This is a genomic window from Mycolicibacterium bacteremicum (genome assembly GCF_002086115.1).
Lineage (GTDB): Bacteria > Actinomycetota > Actinomycetes > Mycobacteriales > Mycobacteriaceae > Mycobacterium > Mycobacterium bacteremicum.
This window is the reverse complement of the sequence record NZ_MVHJ01000002.1, coordinates 251,491-273,903: the sequence shown is the minus strand read 5'-3', so window position 1 is coordinate 273,903 and position 22,413 is coordinate 251,491. Positions and strand designations below refer to the sequence as shown.

Annotated in this window: 23 protein-coding genes; 3 read left to right on the top strand and 20 right to left on the bottom strand. The window is 67.4% G+C overall.

Translation table 11 applies throughout. The features are described from left to right. Positions 1-40: 40 nt before the first annotated feature. From BST17_RS03620 to rpsJ, 18 genes are all read right to left on the bottom strand, one after another. Positions 41-1,708, bottom strand: a complete 1,668-nt coding sequence (locus BST17_RS03620) for an ArnT family glycosyltransferase (protein WP_083055558.1) — start codon at positions 1,706-1,708, stop codon at positions 41-43. After that, positions 1,705-3,198 (bottom strand): glycosyltransferase, encoded by a 1,494-nt coding sequence (locus BST17_RS03615; RefSeq protein ID WP_083055557.1) that lies wholly within the window; start codon positions 3,196-3,198, stop codon positions 1,705-1,707. The genes BST17_RS03620 and BST17_RS03615 overlap by 4 nt, the downstream gene beginning before the upstream one ends. After that, entirely contained in the window at positions 3,195-4,718 is a 1,524-nt protein-coding gene (locus tag BST17_RS03610) for a hypothetical protein (protein ID WP_083055556.1), read from the bottom strand. The genes BST17_RS03615 and BST17_RS03610 overlap by 4 nt, the downstream gene beginning before the upstream one ends. Beyond that, the gene (locus BST17_RS03605) at positions 4,715-6,664 is read right to left on the bottom strand and encodes a cellulose biosynthesis cyclic di-GMP-binding regulatory protein BcsB (protein WP_083055555.1); all 1,950 of its coding nucleotides are present in this window, start codon (positions 6,662-6,664) and stop codon (positions 4,715-4,717) included. The genes BST17_RS03610 and BST17_RS03605 overlap by 4 nt, the downstream gene beginning before the upstream one ends. 97 nt (positions 6,665-6,761) lie before the next feature. After that, positions 6,762-8,273 carry a phosphatidylglycerol lysyltransferase domain-containing protein gene (locus tag BST17_RS03600; RefSeq protein ID WP_083055554.1) on the bottom strand — a complete coding sequence of 504 codons (1,512 nt, stop codon included), beginning with the start codon at positions 8,271-8,273 and terminating at the stop codon, positions 6,762-6,764. 281 nt (positions 8,274-8,554) lie between these two features. After that, positions 8,555-8,821 (bottom strand): hypothetical protein, encoded by a 267-nt coding sequence (locus BST17_RS03595; RefSeq protein WP_083055553.1) that lies wholly within the window; start codon positions 8,819-8,821, stop codon positions 8,555-8,557. After that, positions 8,799-10,439 carry a hypothetical protein gene (locus BST17_RS03590; RefSeq protein WP_133053506.1) on the bottom strand — a complete coding sequence of 547 codons (1,641 nt, stop codon included), beginning with the start codon at positions 10,437-10,439 and terminating at the stop codon, positions 8,799-8,801. Before BST17_RS03590 ends, BST17_RS03595 begins: the two co-directional genes overlap by 23 nt. 369 nt (positions 10,440-10,808) lie before the next feature. Beyond that, entirely contained in the window at positions 10,809-11,105 is a 297-nt protein-coding gene (gene rpsQ / locus BST17_RS03585) for a 30S ribosomal protein S17 (RefSeq protein ID WP_019514053.1), read from the bottom strand. A 3-nt stretch (positions 11,106-11,108) separates the two neighbouring features. Next, a complete protein-coding gene (rpmC, locus tag BST17_RS03580) occupies positions 11,109-11,342 on the bottom strand; it encodes a 50S ribosomal protein L29 (protein WP_083055551.1) in 234 nt (77 codons plus the stop codon). Next, complete coding sequence (rplP, locus tag BST17_RS03575; RefSeq protein WP_019514051.1) at positions 11,342-11,758, bottom strand: 50S ribosomal protein L16; 417 nt, start codon at positions 11,756-11,758, stop codon at positions 11,342-11,344. The genes rpmC and rplP overlap by 1 nt, the downstream gene beginning before the upstream one ends. A 2-nt stretch (positions 11,759-11,760) precedes the next feature. Next, entirely contained in the window at positions 11,761-12,582 is an 822-nt protein-coding gene (gene rpsC, locus BST17_RS03570; protein ID WP_083055550.1) for a 30S ribosomal protein S3, read from the bottom strand. After that, positions 12,582-13,043: a 50S ribosomal protein L22 gene (rplV, locus tag BST17_RS03565; protein WP_083055549.1), complete on the bottom strand. Its 462-nt coding sequence runs from the start codon at positions 13,041-13,043 to the stop codon at positions 12,582-12,584. Before rplV ends, rpsC begins: the two co-directional genes overlap by 1 nt. Beyond that, complete coding sequence (rpsS, locus tag BST17_RS03560; protein WP_083055548.1) at positions 13,043-13,324, bottom strand: 30S ribosomal protein S19; 282 nt, start codon at positions 13,322-13,324, stop codon at positions 13,043-13,045. The genes rplV and rpsS overlap by 1 nt, the downstream gene beginning before the upstream one ends. Before the next feature lie 12 nt (positions 13,325-13,336). Further along, positions 13,337-14,173 (bottom strand): 50S ribosomal protein L2, encoded by an 837-nt coding sequence (gene rplB, locus BST17_RS03555; RefSeq protein WP_083055547.1) that lies wholly within the window; start codon positions 14,171-14,173, stop codon positions 13,337-13,339. Between the two features lie 29 nt (positions 14,174-14,202). After that, entirely contained in the window at positions 14,203-14,505 is a 303-nt protein-coding gene (gene rplW, locus BST17_RS03550; RefSeq protein WP_083055546.1) for a 50S ribosomal protein L23, read from the bottom strand. Next, positions 14,505-15,152 (bottom strand): 50S ribosomal protein L4, encoded by a 648-nt coding sequence (gene rplD, locus BST17_RS03545; protein ID WP_083055545.1) that lies wholly within the window; start codon positions 15,150-15,152, stop codon positions 14,505-14,507. Before rplD ends, rplW begins: the two co-directional genes overlap by 1 nt. Next, positions 15,152-15,805: a 50S ribosomal protein L3 gene (rplC, locus tag BST17_RS03540; RefSeq protein WP_083055544.1), complete on the bottom strand. Its 654-nt coding sequence runs from the start codon at positions 15,803-15,805 to the stop codon at positions 15,152-15,154. Before rplC ends, rplD begins: the two co-directional genes overlap by 1 nt. 14 nt (positions 15,806-15,819) lie before the next feature. Continuing rightward, the gene (gene rpsJ, locus BST17_RS03535; protein ID WP_003883485.1) at positions 15,820-16,125 is read right to left on the bottom strand and encodes a 30S ribosomal protein S10; all 306 of its coding nucleotides are present in this window, start codon (positions 16,123-16,125) and stop codon (positions 15,820-15,822) included. Between the two features lie 444 nt (positions 16,126-16,569). Here rpsJ and BST17_RS03530 point away from each other — a divergent pair, with 444 nt between their 5' ends. Then, a complete protein-coding gene (locus BST17_RS03530) occupies positions 16,570-17,064 on the top strand; it encodes a hotdog fold domain-containing protein (RefSeq protein ID WP_165762208.1) in 495 nt (164 codons plus the stop codon). A gap of 71 nt (positions 17,065-17,135) precedes the next feature. On the opposite strand, the gene BST17_RS03525 is transcribed toward BST17_RS03530, so the two are convergent. Further along, entirely contained in the window at positions 17,136-18,689 is a 1,554-nt protein-coding gene (locus BST17_RS03525; RefSeq protein WP_083055669.1) for a carboxylesterase/lipase family protein, read from the bottom strand. Between the two features lie 153 nt (positions 18,690-18,842). On the opposite strand from BST17_RS03525, the gene BST17_RS03520 reads away from it, so the two are divergent. Beyond that, positions 18,843-20,108, top strand: coding sequence for a cytochrome P450 (locus tag BST17_RS03520; RefSeq protein WP_083055543.1), 1,266 nt, complete (start codon positions 18,843-18,845; stop codon positions 20,106-20,108). On the opposite strand, the gene BST17_RS03515 is transcribed toward BST17_RS03520, so the two are convergent. After that, the gene (locus BST17_RS03515; RefSeq protein ID WP_083055542.1) at positions 20,074-20,727 is read right to left on the bottom strand and encodes a TetR/AcrR family transcriptional regulator; all 654 of its coding nucleotides are present in this window, start codon (positions 20,725-20,727) and stop codon (positions 20,074-20,076) included. The two genes, BST17_RS03520 and BST17_RS03515, sit on opposite strands and share 35 nt — an antisense overlap. A 92-nt stretch (positions 20,728-20,819) precedes the next feature. Here BST17_RS03515 and BST17_RS03510 point away from each other — a divergent pair, with 92 nt between their 5' ends. Next, positions 20,820-22,412: an MFS transporter gene (locus tag BST17_RS03510; protein ID WP_083055541.1), complete on the top strand. Its 1,593-nt coding sequence runs from the start codon at positions 20,820-20,822 to the stop codon at positions 22,410-22,412. Position 22,413 lies beyond the last annotated feature (1 nt).

The following is a 22,413-nucleotide window of genomic DNA, read 5'->3' as shown; positions in this document are numbered from 1 at the left end:
GCCCGGAGAGTACACCCGCACCGGCACCGCCGCCCCGGAATCAGCCGTCGGTCGGCTCGTTCACCCGGTACAGACGCCAATCCGGTTGCCCGTCGCCGTCATTGGGGATCTCCAGCTCAAGAGTCGCGACCTCGGCCCCGGTGTCGTACAGCGTCGGGTACCGCAGGTTCAGCGCGTCCGAGGCGCCGCGGCCGATCGGCGGCACCGCGAGCAGATATTTGATGCCGCGCTCGGACGGGTCGTTGAGCAACTCCGTGAAATCCGGATCGGAGGGGATCACGAACACTCGCGGACGGTCCGTGGCGGCCAGCACCGCGAATCCGTAGACGGTGTCGGTGATCACCGAACTGTCCGGCAGGTCCAGCGAATCCAGGTGCGCGGCGATGCGACGCTCGGTGAGAAAGGTGCGCGCGATCCGGTGCTCGATGGCCTTGTGCTCGGTGACGTTGTCGGGCTCCGGCGCCACCACGGCACCCAGTCCGTATTCCTGGGGCGCATAGTCGGACCGGCCCATCCCGATCACCGTGACCGGGATACCGATGGCCAGCGTCGCAGCGACCGCGACATAGACCGCCGGCGACCGCCTGGAGGTGTCGACGGTGGGTGCTACCGGCGGGGCATACCGGCCCCGCCGTTTCGCCGGAGCCGGCACCCCGTCGGGGACACCGAGCAGGGCCAGCGTGGCGGCCATCGGAATGGCGATGATGAAGAACCGTAGGAAGGGGAACGTCGAACCCTGCGCGTAGCTGACAGCCTGGAATCCCAGCACCGCCCCGTACATGGCCAGCGGCACCACCAGCATCTGCCAGTTCGGCCGGCCCCAGCGCTGCATCACCGCCCACAGCGCCAACGGCAGCAGTGTCGGGGCCAGCAGCATGACGCATACGGCGGCGAATCCGATGCCGTCGGTGAAGGTGGGTGCGGTCTGGCCGGACTGTTCCAGGATCGCAGCATTGCCGTACTGGGATGTGAACTGGGCGAAGGCCTCTCCGGTGATCAGCCAGCCGGCCGCCGCCCACCCCAGGAAGGCCGCCACCCCCGGCCCGCTGACGATCAGCATGTCCATCACGGTGCGCCGGATCCGCGGCGGCGTCCGCGCCCGCAGATAGGTGGTGACACCGACGATCAGGCCGGCCGCCCCCACCGACGCCAACGCGTCATACCGGGTGAGGTAGGCCAGGCCCATCGCGACGCCGCCGGCGGTCACCAGGTGGTGCACATCGTCGTCGACCATCCACATGATCAGCCGGCGCACCGCCCAGGTCATGAAGAAGATGAAGGGCGCCTCGCTCATCCCGTTCGAGCCGTAGAACACGATCATCGGGTTGAACGCGAACAATGCGGTGATCGTCAGCGCATAGCCGCGCGGTATGCCGCGATCACAACCCATGCTGAAGATCTGCACCGCGGCGCCGGCCATGAACAGGCTCGACATCAGGGTGCCGGAGAAGGCCCGCCCGGCCAGGTCGGCCCAGATGTCGCTGAACAGGATCGCCGGGATCTGCACCATGGCCGCCACCGGGGTGAAGATGAAGCCGACGGCCGCCAGATGCGGATCGCGGCTGAACAACACGGCCTGCGTCGAGGCCACGCGCGACAGCGTGTCGCCCATGATGAATCCGTGCCGGATCTGCAACCACCACCCGACCGCCAGATAGACCGTCACGGCCAGGAAGAAGATCGCGAACTTGATTCTGCGGTCGGTCATGTCGACCCCACCGCCTGCTCGTGGGCGGTCTTCTCGTCCGGCTTGTCGGCCAGGCCGTGAAAGGTCTTCTCCCAGAACGAGGGCTGTCGGATCATCTGGTAGCAACCCTTGGCCGCCGCGACGCTCATCATCAACCAGAACAGCGGCACCGACAGCGCCGCGTGCAACAGGTCGGCCCGGTCGTCCTCGCGTAGCGCGATCATGTTCATGTACATGACGGTGAAGTTGCCGATGATCATGGCGATCAGCGCCGGGAAATAGATGATGGGCGGGAAGATGCTGCCCACCACCGCGGGCTGTCCGAGGAACCACAGCACGGTGATGAACCAGAACAGCAGGTTCAGCACGGCGATGATCGGGGTGCCCGCCAGCACCAGGGTGAACCGGATGAAACTGCGGGTCCCCAGCGTCCGGTACAGCTTCATGGGGCGCCGGATGTGCACCAGCCAGGTCTGTAGATAGCCCTTGTACCAACGGGATCGCTGGCGGACCCAGTTGATGGGGTCGCTGTTGGCCTCTTCCAGGGTGTAGGAGTCGATAACGGCGGTGTGCAGTCCGTGCGCCGCGATGCGCAGACCCAGATCGGCGTCCTCGGTGACGTTGAACGGATCCCACGCACCGATGTCCACCAGCATGTCGCGCCGCAGGTGGTTCGAGGTGCCGCCCAGCGGTATCGGTGAGGTGCTGACCATCATGCCGGGTAGCAGGAAGCCGAACCACAGCCCGTACTCGGCGGTGAACCACGCCGTCAGCAGATTCTGATGACCGTTGTGGTACACGAGCTTTGCCTGCACACAGGCCACGTCGTCGGGTAGGTCCCGGAAGGCCGCCACCACCCGGCGCAACTGCAGGGGCTCGGGCAGATCCTCGGCGTCGAAGATGGTGACGATGTCTCCGGTGGCGAAGTGCAACCCGTAGTTGCACGCCTTGGGTTTGGTGCGCGGTTCGGCCGGTGGCACCAGCAGAATGGTGATCACATCGGACTCGCCGCACGCCCGGGCAGCGTCGATGGTCACCTGGTCGTCGGCCTCCAGCAGCAGCAGCACCTGCAACTTGTCGCGGGGATACTCCAGTGCGTCCATCGCGCCGATCAGGTCGGCAACCACCTCCGGTTCGTTGTAGGCCGGCACCAGGATCGTGTAGCGCGGCAGATTCTCATCGGGAATTGCGCGTGCCACGTCGTCGGGGACGGTGATCGGCCGGGAGGCCAGCCCACGACGGAATATCAGCACCCGGTCGGCCAGCGTCAGCAGGTAGGCGGCGGTGCACACACCGATGAGCAGCACCGCGGTCTGCATGGGCCGCCAGATCGCCAGCGCGATCACCAGCGCGAGCAGGCTCAGCAGCACCGGCTTCTGCCAGCCGAGCAGGGGTTTGGATGCCGACGCGCGGGGATCGTCGTCCCGCAGCCCGTTGATCGCCATGTCGAGCGCGTACTGACGCTGCTCCTCGGTGACGGTGTGGGCGTCGAAGATCTCCTGGAACTTCATCGGGCACTCCCCGCTTCGTCGAGCTGCGTCTGCACCAGCGCACGGCCGAATTCGGTGAGCAACTCGGCATCCTTGAACAACGGATCCTGCTGCGCAGCAACAGTATTGCCCCGGAAAAGCACCGTGAACAAGGTGCGCAGCGTGGACGGCAGGCCATGCCCCGGCATCGGGAAGGGGGCATCGGGCAGGTGGTTGTCCACGGCGAAGATCTGCACCAGTTGGTCCTCGTCGGCCGAACCCCAGGCGAAGCGCAGCACGTCCCAGGTGACCAGCAACCGATCGTCGACGGCCGATATCAGCTTTCCGGTGACCTCGTGGCCCAGGTCCACAGTGCGCGGACGGCTCAGCCGCGCTCCGCTGGTGTCGTAGGAGATGTGGCCCGGATAGGCGTCGAAGCTGAACGGCTGCCTGCTGACGATGCTGTCCACCATCAACGTGCGGGGGGCTGACAACTTGTCGAACCTGGGGTCGCCGACCTCGGCGACCATCCGCTGCCGCACCAATACGGCCCCGTCGCCGTAGAAGCCCTGCACCGGGGAATCTTCGACACCGGTGACGCGCCAGCCCGGCGGCGCACTCAGGCCGGTGCCGGGGCTCAGCTCATCCGGCGCGGGCCGGCTGATGTCGGTGGCGCTGCGCTGTTCGGGCAACGGGATGAGGGCGAGCACGAAAGCCACAACGACCACGAGAGGTATCGCCCCCCAGACCTGTCCGGCGGCCAGCGGGCCGAGGTGGTGAACCAGCGTCAGTTCCGGACGGTGCCGGCGGGCACCGATGAGGAAGAGGCCACACACCACGACCATTGCGGCCGTACCCGGCAGCAGCTGGTAGACCAGCAGCGGGACACCGTCGACCAGTGACGTCAGGACGATCAGGACGGCCAGCCCGCCCAGGAACGTCAGAACCGCGCCGAGCACGGCGCGCCGCCGTGTGCGGCCCACCGCGATCGCCGCGGCGGTGGCAGCGACGACGAGCGCGGCGAGACCGGCCGCGAACCGCCCGCCACCGAGGGCGATCACCATCGTCTGGTACGGCAGCAGGAACGCGAACGCGAGCATCAGCCACACCCAGCCGTACCGGGAGACCGGGCGCAACCCGAACAGCACGACCGCCGAGCCCAGGACGAACAGCCAGATCGACAGCAGGTCGAGGCGCAGCAGGTGGAAGTACTCTGCGTAGCGCGGTACCAGAACGCCCTCCACCACGACCGCGAGCACCAGACACATCGTCCCGGTGATGATGTCGGTCTGCCGGTCGTGGATGGGCGGTCCGGGCCTGCGACGCAGGTCGATTCCGGTGGCCGCCACCGCGGCCGCCGGCAGCAGCAGCCACACGAATCCGACCAGTCCGCCGGCCGCCGTGGTGTGCAACAGATCCCGCAGACTCTCCCGGAACGCCCACACCGTGAGCCCGGCGATCAGGGTCCACCGCAGCAACAGTCGCAACGCCGGACTCCGGCCGTACCACCAGTCGATCGTCCGGTCCACACCACCGCGACCGGGGCGGACCGACGTACTCACGACGGGTCCGCGGTGCCCCGGGAACGCCGGGCGCGCAGCGCCACTGCCGCCGCGCCGACCACCACGAGCGCCACCACCACGCCCCCGATGGCCAGGTACCTTCCACCACGGTCCTCGGCGGCGGCCTGTGGCTCGACGGCCTCCGGCGTCGTCAACTGGATGACATCGCGACCGGGCACCGCGATGAGCGCATTGCCCTGCAGACCGGACCAGCGGGTGGCGTCCGCGTCGAGCCACTGCAACAGCCGGTCGAGTTCACCGGGGGTGTCGGTCGAGGTGGCCACCAGCAGGGTCCGGCCGCCGCTGTAGAAGGTCTGCAGGGAGCCGAAGCCGACCAGTGGATCGAGTGCCAGGGTGGTGGAACCACCGGTGCCGTCGATGTTCTCGACGGTGATGACCCCCTCGGAATCGACGGCGACCGGCAGCGTCACGCTCTCGTCGTTCCAGCCGTCCGCACTCACCACGATGGCGGGGTTCGTCGAGGCGGTGGCGTCGGCCGTGGACACCACGGCGGTGTCGAAGGGCAATCCGCTGAGGCGCTGCAGCCCGATCAGGATCAAGACGGCACGGCGCAGATCGGCGAAGGCAACCGAGCTTCCGTCCCCGATCCCGACCTCGATCCGCGGCATCAGGGCCTGGGGCAGCGATTGGAATCCCAGCGGAATGGGCGGGTCGGCAGGCGCGCTCTGCACCGGGCTCTCGCCGTCGATGTTGAGCGTGATCGGCTGGAACTCGCCGCACCTGCCGGTGTTTCCCGCAGCGTTGAGCGCCACGTCCAGATTGGTGTAGCGCTGCAGCAGTCGATCCGGTACGTCCACCCAGCGGTCGATGACACCGCTCGGCTCGGCGGCCCATTGGTCGAGCACCTCGCCGCCGATGCTGACGACGATACGACCGGCGATGGCGGCCGGCAGCGGGGTGTAGGACCCTTGCAGGTGCACCCGCACCCCCTGCACCGAGCGTCCCATCCGGGTCTGATCCAGCGGGATGGTCACGCGCGGATTGACCTGGGCCGTCGCGTTGACGCCGGGCTGGCCCAGCGCCCTGATCGTGGTGCTGTCGCCGGCCAGCCGGGGAACCGCCGAGAGAGGACCCGCCACGGCGGCGGACTGCACGGCCAACCGGGACAGCTCACTGGACAGCAGGCGTGCCTGGTTGGCCAGGTCACCGGCGGCACCGGAGATCAGCAGCGCCCGAACCGCATTGGGGCCCTGCAGCGACAAGCCGGGCGCACCGCCCTCGCGCACGATGATCTGACGCTCCAGCGGTTGCGGGGCGGGCACCGCGGCGCCGTCGTCCTCCACGATGTCGACCTCGGTGCGCTGGGTGCCGTACCGGGCCACGGTGGCGGTGGCCAGCCGCACGGCCGCATCGGACTCCGCCGGGGACGGCTCGCGCGGGACGAACAATGTCAGCTTCCGCAGCACCGGCGGCAGGAAGTCGGCGATGGTCGTCGGCGCCAACTCCTGGCCGGCATAACGCACTTCGGTGTCGGTCAACCGCAGCGGATTGTTGGCGTCGAACACGCAGTAACCGTCGGGCAGCGACAGGAAGCTGCGCACCAGCACGGTCACGGCGTTGTCCACCACGCGGGCGCCGACCAGCGGGATGACGAATCGGCCCCGGTCGGCCGGTAACGGAACCCGTGAGATGACCCGGTCGTCCTGGCTGACCTCCACCGTGCCGCCGACCGCGTTGACCGGCAGCAGCGCGGTGGCATCGAGTTCGGTGGGCAGCAGGCCTGGCTGCACCGGGATGGACACCGTCTGCACGCCCTCCACCCCGTAGAGCGCGATGGTCGGATCACCACCGAGGGTGCGCAGGCTCAGCGATGGCGAATTCGCCAGCGAACTCTCACCCTCCGGTTCGGCCGATGCCACACCGGAAAACGGGGCGACCGCGACGACCAGAACGGCAGCGATCAGCGAGATGGGACGCGCGGTCACCTGTCGGAGCCTAGGCGGCTGGTCCGGTTCAAGGTCGTATTCTTTCCATTTCGTTATGAACGGTCCTTTTGATGAATAACTGGAACATGTTGCAATGTCAGCGGAATTGGGCGGCCACCAACCCGCGCGTGAAGGTGCGCAGCAGTTCCTGGTCCTTGAATACCGGCGTACGTTCGTCGAGCACGGCGTTACCGCGGAACAGCAGGGTGATCAGCGTCCGGATGTTGGACATCACGCTTGTCGACGGAGTCGGGAAGGGCGCGTCGGCCTCATGGTTGTCGACGGCGAACACGGTGACCCGCTGCGCCAGATTCCGGTCACCCCAGGCGAATTGCATCGAGTTCCAGGTGACGAGCAGATTGTCGTCGACCACCGAGAGCATTCTCCCCTGCACACCCATGTCCAGATCGATCTGGCGCTGGCCGCTGATCCGGGCGCTGGTGAGCCCGTAGACGATGCGTGCCGGGTAGGTACCGAACGAAAACGGCCGCTTGCTGACGATGCTGTCCACCACCACGGTGCGCGGCCGGGACAGCTTGTCCCACTGTGGGTTACCGGCATCGGCCAGCATGTACTGCCGGACCAGCACGGCATCATTTCCGTAGAGTCGACGCACCTGCGGGTACTCCTGCTGTTCGATGACCGTCCAGCCGATCGGCGGGAGCAGCGGTCGGCCCTGTACCAGACTGAACGGGGTGGTCCGGCTGATCGGCGCCGTGGTGGTCTGGGCGGGCAGCGGGCACAGTGCGAGCGCGACCGCGGCGATGACCAGGATGGGCACCGAGGACCAGACCTCTTTGGCGGCCAGCGGTTCGACCTTGCGGTCCAACAACCGCTTCGGGACTCCGCGGCGGGACCGCAGGTACATGAAACCGCCGACGATGCAGACCGCCGATATGGCCGGCACCTGCTGGTAGACCAGCATCGGTGAATTCCTGGCCACCAGTCCCATGAGCAGGATGATCGCGAAGCCGACCACCCAGGCGGCCAGCGATCCGTACATGCCGCGCCGGAAGGTGCGGCCCACGGCGATACCGGTGCCGATCGCCGCGATCAGCAGGGTCGCCACCGCGGCGGCGAGCCTCCCGCCTCCCAGCACGATGACGGCAAGGTAGTAGGGCAGCGCGAAGACCATTGTCAGGACGGCCCACACCCACGCGAATCTGATGACCGGTCGCAGACCGAACAGCATGACGGTACTGCTGACCACAAACAGCCAGCACGCCAGTAGATCGAGTCGCAGCACATGGAAGTACAGCGCGTAGCGATCGAGCAGGGCCGCCTGGATGAGGATGGCCATGCCGAGGCCGATCGCGCCCACGATGAAGTCGGTCTGCCGGTCGTGGATGGGAAGTTCGGTGTGTTTACGCCGGGCTACCCCCTGAGCCGCCAGCAACGCGACAACCGGAACCGTCCACACATAGCCACCGATCCCGCCCTCGCGGGTGGTGTAGACCAGGCTGGCAAAGGAATCCCAGAACGCGACGAGCGTCAGGCCGATGATCAACAGCCACCGGATGACGACCCGGTAGACGGGATTCAGGTCCAGGTACCAGGCGAGTGCCGCCGATGCCTTGGACGCCGGCGCCTCCGGGGTGGCGGTCGACACCTCAGCGCACCGCGGCCATGGCGGCGGCGGACGCCCAGCGGGAGATCTCAGATCGCTTGCACCACTGCCGACTTGGCGCCGCTGGCCCACCCCTCATGAGCGCGATAGTAGGTCACCAGCCGAGTTCAGCAAACCGGAATCGCTTGAACAGGCAAGCAAAGCGGATCCGCGGCTGCGCTGCAGCAACACCGGGTTGGCGACCGCGTTCTGCGCTTGTCACCACAATGTCCCGATACCGTCGCAGCGGGCAAATATCGAAACGCTGACCCGATCGACCCGGCTCAGGCCAAACCCCCGCGGCGGCGAGCGCGTGACCACAACAGCGCGATCAGCGCTACCGCGACGACGGCGGCAATCGCACCGACCCACCACCACTTCGCGACCAGCGACTGCTGCACCGGCTCGGGCGGGGTCATGGAGTCGGCCGCCGTCACCGTCAGCGGGTCACGTCCCGCCACCGACAGCAGCGCCACGCCACCGGCATTGGCCCAGTGCCGCTGATCGGATCCCATCCAGCGCAGCAGTTCATCGGAGTTGTGCCGGCGCACCGTTGGACGTCGCCACCAATACCGAGCGCCGCCCGTCGAACACCGCCTGCAGTGAGGCGAACCGTAGCGCGGGATCCAGCGTGAGGGTGGCGGGGTTACCCGCGGTGTCGAAGGTGTTGAGGGTCATGGGAGAGGTGTCCGGCGCGGACACCGGCAGGGTGACCTCGTTGCGGGTCCACCCGTCCGGTGAGATCAGCACGGCCGGATCCGACGACTCGATCGCCTCGTCCAACGGGACCACCGAGGTGTCCAGCGGCACCGCGCTCAGCCGCTGCAGACCCGTGAGGATCTGCACCGCACGCGCGGTGTCGCCGAAGATGTCGGCATTCACCCCCACCAGCATTCTCGGCATCAGCGCCTGCGGCAGGGACTGGAACCCCACCGGCACAGGCGGTTCGGCCGGTGCACTGTCCACCGTGCTGGCACCGTCGATGGTCAGCGTGAGGGGTTGGAACTCGCCGCACTGGCCGGTGTTACCGGCGATGTTCACCGTGACCGTCAACGGCGTGAACCGCAACAACAGACGATCCGGGACGTCGACGGTCTTGTCGATGGTGCCGGATGCGTCGGCCGGCCAGCGGGCGATCGTCTCACCACCGGCCGACACCACCACCTGCCCGCCGATCGTGCTGGGCAGTGGGGTGAACGAACCCAACAGGTGCACGCGCAGATCGTGCGACGGTCCACCCATCTGGGTCTGATCCAAGGCGATGTTCACCTTCGGGCTCAGCGCGGTGGCGGTAGCGCCCGGCTGTCCCAGCTGCCGGAGGGTGGTCTGTCCATTCTGTTGCTGCGCCTCGGGTTTCAATGATCCGGCAACGGCATTCGGGGTCAGCGCGTAGCGGGCGATCTCGCTGGTGAGCAGCCGGACCTGATTCCCCAGCTCGCTCGCGGGCCCGGTGATGAGCAGGGCCGGCATGCCACCGTCGGTGAGCAGCGAAACCTCCGCCTCGGCTCCCTCGGAGATGACGATGCGGCGTTCCAGCGGCCCACCCGATCCCGGCGACTGCGTCGCGGGGCCGGTCAGCGGTGCCAGTTCGATGCCCGGGTTCTGCTTGCCGTACCGTGCGGCGACCCCGGTGGCCAGCTGTATTGCGGCGCCGGCCTCGGCATGTGACGGCGTGCGGTCCAGCAGGATCACCAGCTTGCGCAGCACCGGCGGCAGGAAGTCGGCGACCGTGGCCGGTGCGCGCTCCAGCCCGGTGTAGCTCACCCCGACGTCGGTCAGCCGAAGCGGGCTCGTGGGATCGAGGCAGTACCCCTGCAACGGGAGCAGATAGCTGCGCAGCACCAGGGTGACCGAGTTGTCGACCACCTGCACCCCGGTCAGCGGGATGACCACCGGCCCGCGCTGCACGGGGATGTCCGCCCGCGCCAGGATGGCATCGCCCTGGCTCACCGTGACCTGCGCGCTCTGCACGTAGGCCGGCAGTTCGGCGGTGACGTTCAAGCTGGCCGGCACCATGTCGGTCAGGACCGGCAGAGTGACCGTCGTCGTGCCGACCTGTCCGTAGAGGAACAGATCCGGATCGAGCCCGAGCTCGGCCATCGGCAGCGTCGGCGCATCGGAGAGCCAGGGGGCCCCGGGTTCGGCGTGGACGACCGGCGAAGCGGGCATCACGACAGTGGCCGCGAGAACGGCCAGCAATCCTAGGATCGAGCACATTCGCTGCAACATTGCGAAAAACGATAGGCTGTCGGATCGGCTTTCGCCTGTAAGTCGTCGAATCGGTGCCATCCCGAGCCCACCCCATCCACCGGGGCAGGCGCGCAGCCGCACACCGCAGCAAACATGATCGCGCATCGTGTGCGTGGATGTCGCCGTACATGTCACCAGCCGTCGGCGACAAGCGGTCCGCCCGCACCGCACACGCACGCAGAAACAGCAACGACGCCGGTGGACCCACGAAAATGTCCCCCGGACCGGAGTCGCGGGGGACATCTTTCGCACGGTGTCCCCGGATGCGGGGACTGTATCGAGTGGTGGCTACTTGGCCTTCTCGAGGACCTCGACCAGGCGCCAGCGCTTGGTCGCCGAGAGCGGGCGGGTCTCCATCAGCGAGACGCGGTCGCCGATGCCGGCATCGCCGTTCTCGTCGTGGGCCTTGACCTTGCTCGTGGTCCGGATGATCTTGCCGTAGAGCGGGTGGCTCTTGCGCGACTCGAGCTCGACGACGATGGTCTTCTCCATCTTGTCGCTCACCACGTAGCCGATGGCGGTCTTGCGACGGCCACGCGGCGTCTCGGTAGCCGGCGTGTGGTTGGGGCCTTTAGTGTCTGCCATGTCTTACGAATCCTCACCAACGGGTCCGGCGGCCAGACCCAGTTCACGTTCACGCAGCACGGTGTAGACCCGTGCGATCTCCTGGCGCACGACACGCAGCCGACGGTTGTTGGTCAGCTGGCCGGTGGCCATCTGGAAGCGCAGGTTGAACAGCTCTTCCTTCGACTCACGCAGGCGAGTGGTGAGCTCTTCCTCGGTGAGCTCACGCAGTTCGCCAGGCGAAACTCCCACTGCCATCAGAACTGCTCCTCTCGGGTCACGATGCGTGCCTTGATCGGCAGCTTGTGGATCGCGCGGGTCAGCGCGTCCCTGGCGATCTTCTCGTCGGGGTAGCTCAGCTCGAACAGCACGCGTCCGGGCTTGACGTTGGCGACCCACCACTCCGGCGAACCCTTACCGGAACCCATGCGGGTCTCGGCGGGCTTCTTGGTCAGCGGACGGTCCGGGAAGATGTTGATCCACACCTTGCCGCCACGCTTGATGTGCCGGTTGATGGCGATACGAGCGGACTCGATCTGCCGGTTGGTGATGTAGGCGTGCTCCAGGGCCTGGATGCCGTAGTCACCGAAGCTCACCGAGGTACCGCCGCTGGCGGTGCCGCGCTGCTTGGGGTGATGCTGCTTGCGGTGCTTGACCCTGCGGGGAATCAGCATGACTAGCTCTCCGTGGTTTCTGCGGGTGCCTCGGCTGCTGCCGGGGTTCCCGCGGTGTCATCGGTGGCGGCCCGGCCGGCCTCGGTGCTCGTCGCCGTGGTGCCCGACGCGCCGCTGCGGCGCGGACGGGTGCCCGACGGACGTTCCCGACGCGGACGGTCGGCGGCCGGCGCGGCGGCGGCGAGCTCACGCTTGCCACCGACGATGTCGCCCTTGTAGATCCAGACCTTCACGCCGATCCGGCCGAAGGTGGTCTTCGCCTCGTAGAGGCCGTAGTCGATGTCGGCGCGCAGCGTGTGCAGCGGGACCCGACCCTCGCGGTAGAACTCCGAGCGGCTCATCTCGGCACCGCCGAGACGACCCGAGCACTGCACCCGGATGCCCTTGACGTTGGGCTGACGCATCGCCGACTGGATCGCCTTGCGCATCGCGCGGCGGAACGCCACACGGTTCGAAAGCTGCTCGGCGACACCCTGGGCGACCAACTGGGCCACCGCCTCGGGCTGCTTGACCTCGAGGATGTTCAGCTGTACCTGCTTGCCGGTCAGCTTCTCCAGGTCGGTGCGGATGCGGTCGGCCTCGGTGCCGCGGCGGCCGATGACGATGCCCGGACGCGCGGTGTGGATGTCGACACGGACCCGATCACGGGTGCGCTCGATCTCGACGTCGGCGATACCGGCGCGCTCCAGACCGGTGGCCAGCAGGCGGCGGATCGCGACGTCTTCCTTGACGTAGTCCGCGTACTGCTTGTCGGCGTACCAGCGGGACTTCCAATCGGTGGTGATACCGAGCCGGAAGCCGTGCGGGTTGATTTTCTGGCCCACTACTCCGAGCCCTCCTTCGAATCGGTGGCCTTCGCAGCAGCGGCCTTACTGCCCTGTGCACGACGGTTACGCGCGGTCGAGGTCGACGCGCCACCCTTCTGCTTGGGCGGGCGGCTCTCCACGATCACGGTGATGTGGCTGGTGCGCTTACGGATCCGGAACGCACGCCCCTGGGCGCGCGGGCGGATCCGCTTGGCGGTCGGCCCACCGTCGGCGTGGATGGTTGCGACCACGAGGGTCGCGGGGTCCAGGCCGTCGTTGTTCTGCGCGTTGGCCGCCGCACTGGCGATCACCTTGGCCACCGTGGTGCTGGCGTCCTGGGGTGCCCACCGCAGGATGTCGAGGGCTTCCTCGACGGACTTGCCGCGGACCAGGTCGATGACCCGGCGCGCCTTGGTCGGTGAGAACGGCACGAAGCGCGCGACCGCCTTCGCGGACGGATACTCAATTGCAGTAGTCATTACCGGCGCTTCGCCTTCCGGTCATCCTTGATGTGACCCTTGAACGTGCGGGTGGGGGCGAACTCGCCCAGCTTGTGCCCGACCATCGACTCGGAGACGAACACCGGGACATGCTTGCGACCGTCGTGGACGGCGAAGGTGTGGCCGATGAAGTCCGGGAGGATGGTGGACCGGCGCGACCAGGTCTTGATGACCTGCTTGCTGTTCTTCTCGTTCTGCGCGTCGACCTTCTTGAGCAGATGGTCGTCGACGAACGGGCCCTTCTTGAGGCTGCGTGGCATCGCTATTTACTCCTAGCGCTTCTTGCCGGTGCGCCGGCGACGGACGATGAGCTTGTCGCTCGCCTTGTTCGGCTTGCGGGTACGGCCCTCGGGCTTACCCCACGGGCTGACCGGGTGGCGACCACCGGAGGTCTTACCTTCACCACCACCGTGCGGGTGGTCGACCGGGTTCATGACGACACCACGGACGGTCGGGCGCTTGCCCTTCCACCGCATACGGCCGGCCTTACCCCAGTTGATGTTCGCCTGCTCGGCGTTGCCGACCTCGCCGACGGTGGCGCGGCAGCGCACATCGACGCGACGGATCTCGCCGGACGGCATACGCAGCGAGGCGTAGGTGCCTTCCTTGCCGAGCAGCTGGATGCTGACACCGGCGGAGCGGGCGAGCTTGGCACCGCCGCCGGGCCGCAGTTCCACGGCGTGGATGACGGTACCGGCCGGGATGTTGCGCAGCGGCAGGTTGTTACCCGGCTTGATGTCGGCGTTCGGCCCCTGCTCGATGACATCGCCCTGCTTGAGACCCTGCGGCGCGATGATGTAGCGCTTCTCGCCGTCCAGGTAGTGCAGCAGCGCGATGTTCGCGGTGCGGTTGGGGTCGTACTCGATATGCGCGACCTTGGCGTTGACGCCGTCCTTGTCGTGGCGACGGAAGTCGATCAGCCGGTAGGCGCGCTTGTGGCCGCCACCCTTGTGACGAGTGGTGATGCGGCCGTGCGCGTTACGTCCACCCGTGCTGTGCAACGGACGGATCAGCGACTTCTCCGGAGTCGAACGAGTGATCTCGGCGAAATCGGAGACGCTCGAACCGCGACGACCCGGGGTCGTCGGCTTGTACTTGCGAATTGCCATTATCAGTTAATCCCTTAACTCCCGGCCGATCAGGCCGGTGCTCCGAAGAGGTCGATCGGCTTGCTGCCCGGGGCCAGCGTCACGATTGCGCGCTTGGTGCTCTTGCGCTGCCCGTAACCGGTCCGGGTGCGCTTGCGCTTGCCCTGACGGTTGGCGGTGTTCACGGAATCGACCTTGACGGAGAAGATCTTCTCGATGGCGATCTTGATCTGCGTCTTGTTCGAATCCGGGTGCACCACGAACGTGTACACGTTGTCCTCGATCAGTCCGTAGGACTTCTCGGAGATGACCGGGGCGAGGATGATGTCGCGAGGGTCAGTGATCGTAGCCATCAGGCCGACACCTCCTGTTTCGTGTTCGAGGCGATGTAGGCGTTCAGGGCCTCGACCGAGAACACCACGTCGTCGGCGTGCAGCACGTCGTACGCGTTCAGCTGATCCGGCGAGATGACATGCACGCCAGGCAGATTCCGCACACTCTTGGCGCCGACCTCGTCGGTGCGGCCGATGACGATCAGCACCTTCTTGTTCGTGGTCAGGCTGGCCAGGAACGACTTCGCCGACTTGGTCGACGGGGTCTGGCCGGCCACCAGTTCGGTGATCGCGTGGATGCGATCGTTGCGGGCGCGGTCCGAGAGCGCCCCGCGGGTGGCGGCGGCGATCATCTTCTTCGGGGTCCGCTGGCTGTAGTCGCGCGGCTTGGGAGCGTGCACCGCGCCACCACCGGTGAACTGCGGGGCGCGGGTCGAGCCCTGACGCGCCCGGCCGGTGCCCTTCTGGCGGTACGGCTTCTTGCCACCACCGGACACCTCGCCGCGGGTCTTGGCCGAGTGGGTGCCCTGGCGGGCGGCGGCCAGCTGTGCGGTCACGACCTGGTGCAGCAGAGCGATGTTCGGCTCCACGTCGAACAGCGCGGCGGGCAGTTCCACGGAACCGTCCGTCTTGCCGTCCGGGGTACGGACGTCAATCTTGAGAGTCATTACTTCTCACCTCGTTTGATCGCGGTGCGAACCACGACGAGTCCGCCGGTGCGCCCGGGGACGGCACCCTTGATCAGCAGGACGCCGTTCTCGGCGTCGACCTTGTGGACCTTCAGGTTCTGGGTGGTGACGCGGTCGCTACCCATCCGGCCCGACATGCGGGTGCCCTTGAAGACGCGGCCCGGGGTGGCGCAGCCACCGATCGAGCCGGGACGCCGGTGGACCGCCTGGGCGCCGTGGGCGGCACCCTGGCCGGCGAAGCCGTGCCGCTTCATGGTTCCGGCGAAGCCCTTGCCCTTGCTGGTGCCGGTCACGTCGACGTACGCGCCGTCGGCGAAGATCTCGGCGGTCAGCTCCTGGCCGACCTCGTACTCGGCGGCGGCGGACTCATCGTCGAGCCGCAGCTCGGCGAGGTGGCGGCGCGGGTTCACACCGGCGGCGGCGAACTGACCGGTGACCGGCTTGTTCACCTTGCGCGGGCTGATCTCGCCGTAGGCGAGCTGCACGGCGCTGTAGCCGTCACGCTCGGTGGTACGGATACGGGTCACCACGTTGGGGCCGGCCTTCACGACCGTCACGGGAACGACTTTGTTGTTCTCGTCGAACACCTGCGTCATGCCCAGCTTGGTGCCCAAAATGCCTTTTCTAGCCATTTTTCTCGGGTCTCCTACTGGATGTTGACGTCGACGCTGGCCGGCAGATCGATGCGCATCAGGGCGTCAACGGTCTTCGGCGTCGGGTCGAGGATGTCGATAAGGCGCTTGTGGGTACGCATCTCGAAATGCTCCCGCGAGTCCTTGTACTTATGGGGAGACCGAATCACGCAGTACACGTTCTTTTCGGTCGGCAGCGGCACCGGGCCGACCACACTGGCGCCCGTCCGGGTGACCGTCTCGACGATCTTGCGCGCCGAGGCGTCAATCGCCTCATGGTCGTAGGCCTTGAGCCTGATGCGGATCTTCTGTCCCGCCACGCTTCTCCTACCTTCACTACTAACGGGCCCATGGTTGGGCCTTGTCTCTGGTCTGGCCCCGGTGCACGTGCTCCGGCTTCCCGAAGCGCGCGCAGCCTGTTGCCGCCGCTGTTTACCTGTCTCTGGTTCACCGACCCCCGCGCTCGGGTGTGTCGCCCTTGCGCACATTCTTTCGCGCCGATGACAATGTCGCGATCGAGGTGGGGACCGGGTGCGTCCGCTCGGGACGCTGGTCGGCTGCCCCCAGCCAGGCGAACCCGGCTCAAGGCAACCCGAACAGTATGCCTCAGATCCCGGCGCACTCCAAATCCGCATTTGAGCAGCTTGGAGGCCTGCGATATCCCGTCGAAGAGACACAAAAGTGCAGCATTTCCGGGCCCACCGGACAGGTTTGCGTCTGCTCGCCGGACCGAGTCGATCTTACTCATCAGTAAGATCTCGTACATGACCGAGAGCCCCACCTACCGCGCCTGGCAGCAGCTCTCCGGAAAACCCCTGGGTACGCGTCTGTTCTCGGCCGCGGCCATGGTCCGCGTGCCCTATTTCGCCTCGGTGCTACCGCACGTCCGCCGGATGGAACCCGGGCTTGCGGAGGTCGACGTGCCGAAGTGGTTCTACGTCTACAACCATCTGCACACCGTGCACGCGATCGCCTCCTGCAATGCCGCCGAGGTCGCGATGGGGATGGCCATGGAGGCCACCGTGCCGGGCAGCCACCGCTGGATCCCCAAGGGCATGACGGTCCGATATCTGGCCAAGGCGACGACCTCGTTGCGTGCGCGGGCCGAGTTCACCCCGCCCGATTTCGCGACGATTGAGGAGGGCACCGAGATCGTGGTGCCGGTTGCCATCACCGACCGCACCGGCGCCGAGGTCGTGCACGCCGACATCACGACCTGGGTGACCCCGGCCGCGGCGCACCGGGCCGATCAGAGATAGGTGCCGTGTCCCCCACGGACCAGTTCGCCGTCGCTGATCACACCCGTTGACCAAGCCGGCCGCGAACTCCACTACCGCCCTGTGAGACCGGCCCAGAATTCGCACTGGTGCTCTTGGTCGAAGTCGGTGACCACCCGCGGCCCGTCGGGCCGCAATGACATCCACGGGCCACCGCCGGACACCTCCGGCCACTCGGGTGCGCCGTCGGCGCCGGGTGCGCCGGTGCGCACGAATGACGTCCAGTAGTCGATCATCTGGTCGGACAGCCGCTGCTGCGCCGGGTCCAGCGGCGGTGCCCCGCCGACGTCGAACAGATAACGCAGTTCCAACGAGTGACTGGCGCCGACGGGAAACGGCAAGGTGCGCATGGGTTCCGGCGTGGGCGGTTTCGGATCGGCGAACTCGTAGGCGTACACCGCGTTCACCGCGGACAGCTGACCGGCCATCCGGCCCGCCACGCAGGCGAACACTCCGTCGGTGACCGCCGCCGAATACGCCAGCGCGGCACTGCCGCCGTACCGCTCCAGCGGGTAACGCGCACCGACCGTGGCGGACTGCGGCCCGAACGTGTCGGCCAGCAGATCGGGGTATTCGCCGGCGGCGTATTGGCGCGCGCCGCGCAGATATTGCAGCGCCGCGAACAGGGTGAACTCGTCGCGATTGCTGCCGATCAGCACCGGCACGTCGGCGGCCCGGCCCTCCCGGATGGCGACCATCGGATCCTCGGGCAGGGCTGCGGTCCCGTACACCGGGCCGCTGAGGGTGTCCTCGCCGATTCGGCCGTACCACACCGGTTTATCCAGTTCGTGGGCCGGCAGCCCGCGTAGGCAGGCGGCGGCCGCCGCGGGGTCACCGCAGCCGACATCGCGCGCGAAGTCCACGCTGACCCGTTCGGCCTGCGGCAGCGCGATCTGCGCCTGGCAGGGTCCACTCTGGATGACTGCCGCCCGGAACAGACCCTGCGAGTCCGGCGCGACCATGTGATCGCACACCGACATGCCGCCGGCCGACTCGCCGGCGATGGTCACCTTGTCGGGGTCGCCACCGAATGCCGCGATGTTGTTGCGCACCCAGCGCAGCGCCGCCTGCTGGTCCTGCAGCCCATAGTTGCCGACGGCGCCGGGCGGGCCGAGCGCGGGATGGGCGAGGAAGCCCAGCGCGCCCAGCCGATAGTTGAGTGTGACCACGACGATGTCTCCGCGGTCGACGAGCCAGCGCGAGTCGTACATCGCACCGTTGCCGTTGATGAAGGCGCCGCCGTGCAGCCAAACCATCACCGGCCGAAGCTCTTCGGCAGGTTCCGGCGTCCACACGTTGAGCGTCAGACAGTCCTCGTCGGTCTGCCTGCCGAACTCGACATCACTGCCCTCGTCCTGCAGACACCGCGGCCCGGTCTTGGTCGCGTCCCGCACCCCCGGCCAGGGCGCCACCGACTGGGGCGGTTGCCAGCGCAGCGGCCCCACCGGCGGCGCGGCATACGGGATTCCGGCGAAATGCCGCTTGTCGAGCGTCGCCGTGCCGCGGACCAGGCCGTCGGCGGTTCGCACCACCGATGGGTCGGGCGGCAGCGACGCCGGCGCAGCACCGCTCCCGCGACTGCAGGCCACCGCGAACACCACGACCATCAGCAGCGCCAGCGTGCGATGGACCCATCGCGACGAGAAGTGCACGGATCGAGCCTAGGCGACGGCGATTCGCCGTATTCCGGGCGTGCGGGTAGGTAGGCACCCCTAGACTGCGAATTGACACCCGTCAAGACAGCGCGAAGGAGACTGTTGATGAGCACTCCGACCAAGGATGACCGGGCCAGCGAGTACGCGAAAGTCTTTGTCGAGCCGAAGGCCTACGCCGACGACGCGCGACTGCACGAGGCGATGACGTACCTGCGCCACCACGAACCGGTCGTCAAGGTCGAGTCCCGGCTCTACCGACCTTTCTGGGCCGTCACCAAACACGCCGACATCATGGCCATCGAACGCGAGAACAACCTGTTCATCAACGAGCCGCGCCCGCTGCTGGCCACCGCCGCCGCCGACGACCTGGCCAAGCAGCAACTCGAATCGGGTATGGGCCTGCGCACCCTGATCCACATGGACGACCCACACCATCGCAAGGTGCGCGCCATCGGCGCGGATTGGTTCCGCCCCAAGGCGATGCGCGATCTCAAGGTTCGCGTCGACGAGTTGGCCAGACGTTATGTCGACCAGATGCGCGACATCGGGCCGGAATGCGATTTCGTCACCGACATCGCGGTGCAATTCCCGCTGTACGTGATCATGTCGCTGCTCGGCCTGCCCGAAGAGGACTACGGGCGCATGCACATGCTGACCCAGGAGATGTTCGGCGGCGACGACGACGAGTACAAGCGCGAGGGTGGCTCGTTGGAGGACCAGCTTCAGGTCCTGCTCGACTTCTTCGCCTACTTCTCCCAACTGACCGCGTCACGGCGCGCGAACCCGACCGGCGACCTCGCTTCCGCGATCGCCAACGGCCGCATCGACGGTGAACCGCTCTCCGACGTGGACACCGTGTCCTACTACACGATCGTCGCCAGCGCCGGCCACGACACCACCAAGGACGCGATCTCCGGCGGACTACTCGCGCTGATCGAGAACCCGGATCAGCTCGACCGGTTGCGGGCACAACCGGATCTGATGGGCACCGCGGTCGAGGAGATGATCCGGTGGTCGACCCCGGTGAAGGAGTTCATGCGTACCGCCACCGCCGACACCGATGTTCGGGGCGTACCGATCGCCGAAGGCGAATCCGTCTACCTCGCTTACGTTTCGGGAAACCGCGACGAGGACGTGTTCACCGATCCGTTCCGCTTCGATGTGGGCCGCGAGAACAACAAGCACGTGGCCTTCGGCTACGGGGTGCACTTCTGCCTCGGTGCGGCGCTGGCCCGCATGGAGATGAACAGCCTGTTCACCGAGTTGGTCTCGCGGCTGGACTCGATCGAGCTGGCCGGTACCCCGGAGTTGTCGGCGACGACGTTCGTCGGCGGGCTCAAGCACCTGCCGATCCGGTACTCGTTGCGCTGACACCGGGCCGCCGGTGGGTCGCCAGGAAGCCGTCGACGGCCGACCGCGCAACCTCGCGGTAGTCGAAGTCGGTCAACGTGCTGAACTTTCCCAGCACGATCGGGCCGAGCAGCAGGGCAACCGCCTGCACCTGATCGATCACACCGACCTCGGCGACGGCCTGTGGGCTGTCGAAGATCGCACTGAAGGGCGCTGCGTACTGGTCGGCGACCCGTTCCCGCAGCGTGCGCACCGCCTCGCTCTCGGCATCGTGGACTCCCCGCCACCACGACGGATCCAGCCCGCCGCCGAGCGCCAGCCATGAGGTTGCGGCGAGGCTGATCGGCGCCTCGGCGATCAGGTCGGCGAAGCTGTCCAACGTGGCCACCAGGCGGTCGCGCAACGTACCGTCCTCGGGCGGCATCGGCGCGGGCGGGATCAGCGCGTGAAACGCGGCCGCCAACAGGTCATTCCCGCTGGGAAAGTGGCGATACAGCGTGGCGCGGGCGACATTGGACGCGCGGATCACAGCGTCGACCGTCACCGCACTGGGACCGCCGGTGCGCAGCAGCGCCGTGGCAGCCTCCAACAGCCGGGCCCTCGAGCGGGCCGGCCGCGGGTCGGTGTGTGCGGCAGCCATCGGAGATCTCCCTTCCCCACCGCCAACGAGACTGTTAGTCTCGAAACCAGACGGGCAGTATCAAAAATAACGCACTCGTCGAAAGTGGGGCAATGGTCGACACACTCGCCGAGTCGGACCGGCCTACCGACGCCGCTCTCGCGGACCTCTCGCCGCGGGCCCGCGCCTGGACCTTGACAATCGCGTGTTTCGGTGTGCTGCTTGTCATCTCGTCGATGGTGGCGCTCAACACCGCACTCCCCGATCTCGCCACGGCCACATCGGCCACCCAGACCCAGCTCACCTGGATCGTGGACAGCTACACGCTGGTACTGGCCTGCCTGTTGTTGCCGGCCGGCGCCCTCGGTGACCGTTACGGCCGCCGGGGCGCGCTGCTGCTCGGATTGGCCGTGTTCGGGGTGGCCTCGGCGGCCCCGGCAGTCTGGTCGGACCCGATGCACCTGATCATCGCGCGCGGCGTGGCCGGAGCGGGCGCTGCCTTCGTCATGCCGGCGACGCTGTCGCTGATCACCGCCGCATATCCGAAGAGCCAGCGCAACAAGGCCGTCGGAATCTGGGCGGGGGCGGCAGGATCGGGCGCGATCCTGGGCATGCTCGGCTCCGGGGGCATCCTGCATTTCTGGCCGTGGCAGGTCATCTTCTGGGCGTTCGCCGGCGCCGCCGCGGTGCTCTTCGGGCTCGGGTTGACCGTGGCAACCTCACGGGAGTCGGTGGCCAAACCACTCGACTGGCCGGGCGCGGTCCTGATCGGCGGCGGTGTGGCCGCCCTGGTGTTCGGCATCCTTGAGGCACCGGCTCGCGGCTGGTCCGATGCACTGGTCATCGGATGCATCGTCGCCGGGGTGTTGCTCACGCTGGCCTTCGGTGTGGTCGAGACGAGACGTGCGAACCCGCTGCTGGATGTGCGACTGTTCGCGAATCCGGCTTTTGCCACCGGCGCGGCGGCCATCACGGTGTTCTTCCTGTCGATGTTCGGCTACTTCTACATCGTCATGCAGCACATGCAGCTGATACTCGGCTACACCCCGATGAAAACCGCATTCGCGCTCACCCCCCTGATGGGTCCGGTCCTGCTGCTGTCGGCGACGTCGTTCTGGTACCTGCCCCGGCTGGGGCTGCGTCTTGTGGTGTTCACCGGACTGGCGCTCATCTCGGCCGGTTTCCTGCTGATGACCGACGTGGCGCTCGGCGACGGCTACGGCGCCGTCGGCTGGCCCATGCTGGTCATGAGCTTCGGTATCGGCTTGCTGACCGCCCCAACGACTTCGGCGATCATGAACACCGCCCCCGATGACAAGCAGGGCGTCGCCTCCGCGGTCAACGACACCACCCGCGAGGTCGGTGCCGCCCTCGGCATCGCACTGGCCGGGTCGTTGCTCGCGGCCCGGTACACCGAGACGGTCGAATCCCGGGTCCCCGCCGAGCTGCCCGCACCCGCCCGTGATGCCGTGGCCGGTTCACTCGGCCAGGCCTTGGAGGTGGCCTCCAGGCTCGGCCCCCAGGGGGCCGATATCGCCGAGCTGAGCAGGGCGGCATTCGTCGAGTCGATGAGCTCCTCGTTGCTCGGGCTCGCGATCATCGTGGGGGCCAGCGCCGTCATCATCGGACTGTGGGCACCGGGACGCGACGACCGGCAACTGCGACCCGTGCGCGCCCTGCGCCGCACCGGCAGGCACCGCGGTTGAC

Bases quoted from the DNA above. Each gene is read 5' to 3' on its own strand.
- BST17_RS03615 (WP_083055557.1), bottom strand. From the start codon at position 3,198: ATGAAGTTCCAGGAGATCTTCGACGCCCACACCGTCACCGAGGAGCAG.
- rplC (WP_083055544.1), bottom strand. From the start codon at position 15,805: ATGGCTAGAAAAGGCATTTTGGGCACCAAGCTGGGCATGACGCAGGTG.
- rplD (WP_083055545.1), bottom strand. From the start codon at position 15,152: ATGACTCTCAAGATTGACGTCCGTACCCCGGACGGCAAGACGGACGGT.
- rpmC (WP_083055551.1), bottom strand. From the start codon at position 11,342: ATGGCAGTGGGAGTTTCGCCTGGCGAACTGCGTGAGCTCACCGAGGAA.
- rplV (WP_083055549.1), bottom strand. From the start codon at position 13,043: ATGACTACTGCAATTGAGTATCCGTCCGCGAAGGCGGTCGCGCGCTTC.
- BST17_RS03620 (WP_083055558.1), bottom strand. From the start codon at position 1,708: ATGACCGACCGCAGAATCAAGTTCGCGATCTTCTTCCTGGCCGTGACG.
- rpsS (WP_083055548.1), bottom strand. From the start codon at position 13,324: ATGCCACGCAGCCTCAAGAAGGGCCCGTTCGTCGACGACCATCTGCTC.
- BST17_RS03525 (WP_083055669.1), bottom strand. From the start codon at position 18,689: ATGGTCGTGGTGTTCGCGGTGGCCTGCAGTCGCGGGAGCGGTGCTGCG.
- rplB (WP_083055547.1), bottom strand. From the start codon at position 14,173: ATGGCAATTCGCAAGTACAAGCCGACGACCCCGGGTCGTCGCGGTTCG.
- BST17_RS03515 (WP_083055542.1), bottom strand. From the start codon at position 20,727: ATGGCTGCCGCACACACCGACCCGCGGCCGGCCCGCTCGAGGGCCCGG.
- BST17_RS03510 (WP_083055541.1), top strand. From the start codon at position 20,820: ATGGTCGACACACTCGCCGAGTCGGACCGGCCTACCGACGCCGCTCTC.
- BST17_RS03590 (WP_133053506.1), bottom strand. From the start codon at position 10,439: ATGCCCGCTTCGCCGGTCGTCCACGCCGAACCCGGGGCCCCCTGGCTC.
- BST17_RS03530 (WP_165762208.1), top strand. From the start codon at position 16,570: ATGACCGAGAGCCCCACCTACCGCGCCTGGCAGCAGCTCTCCGGAAAA.
- BST17_RS03520 (WP_083055543.1), top strand. From the start codon at position 18,843: ATGAGCACTCCGACCAAGGATGACCGGGCCAGCGAGTACGCGAAAGTC.
- rplP (WP_019514051.1), bottom strand. From the start codon at position 11,758: ATGCTGATTCCCCGCAGGGTCAAGCACCGCAAGCAGCATCACCCCAAG.
- rplW (WP_083055546.1), bottom strand. From the start codon at position 14,505: ATGGCTACGATCACTGACCCTCGCGACATCATCCTCGCCCCGGTCATC.
- rpsQ (WP_019514053.1), bottom strand. From the start codon at position 11,105: ATGGCAGACACTAAAGGCCCCAACCACACGCCGGCTACCGAGACGCCG.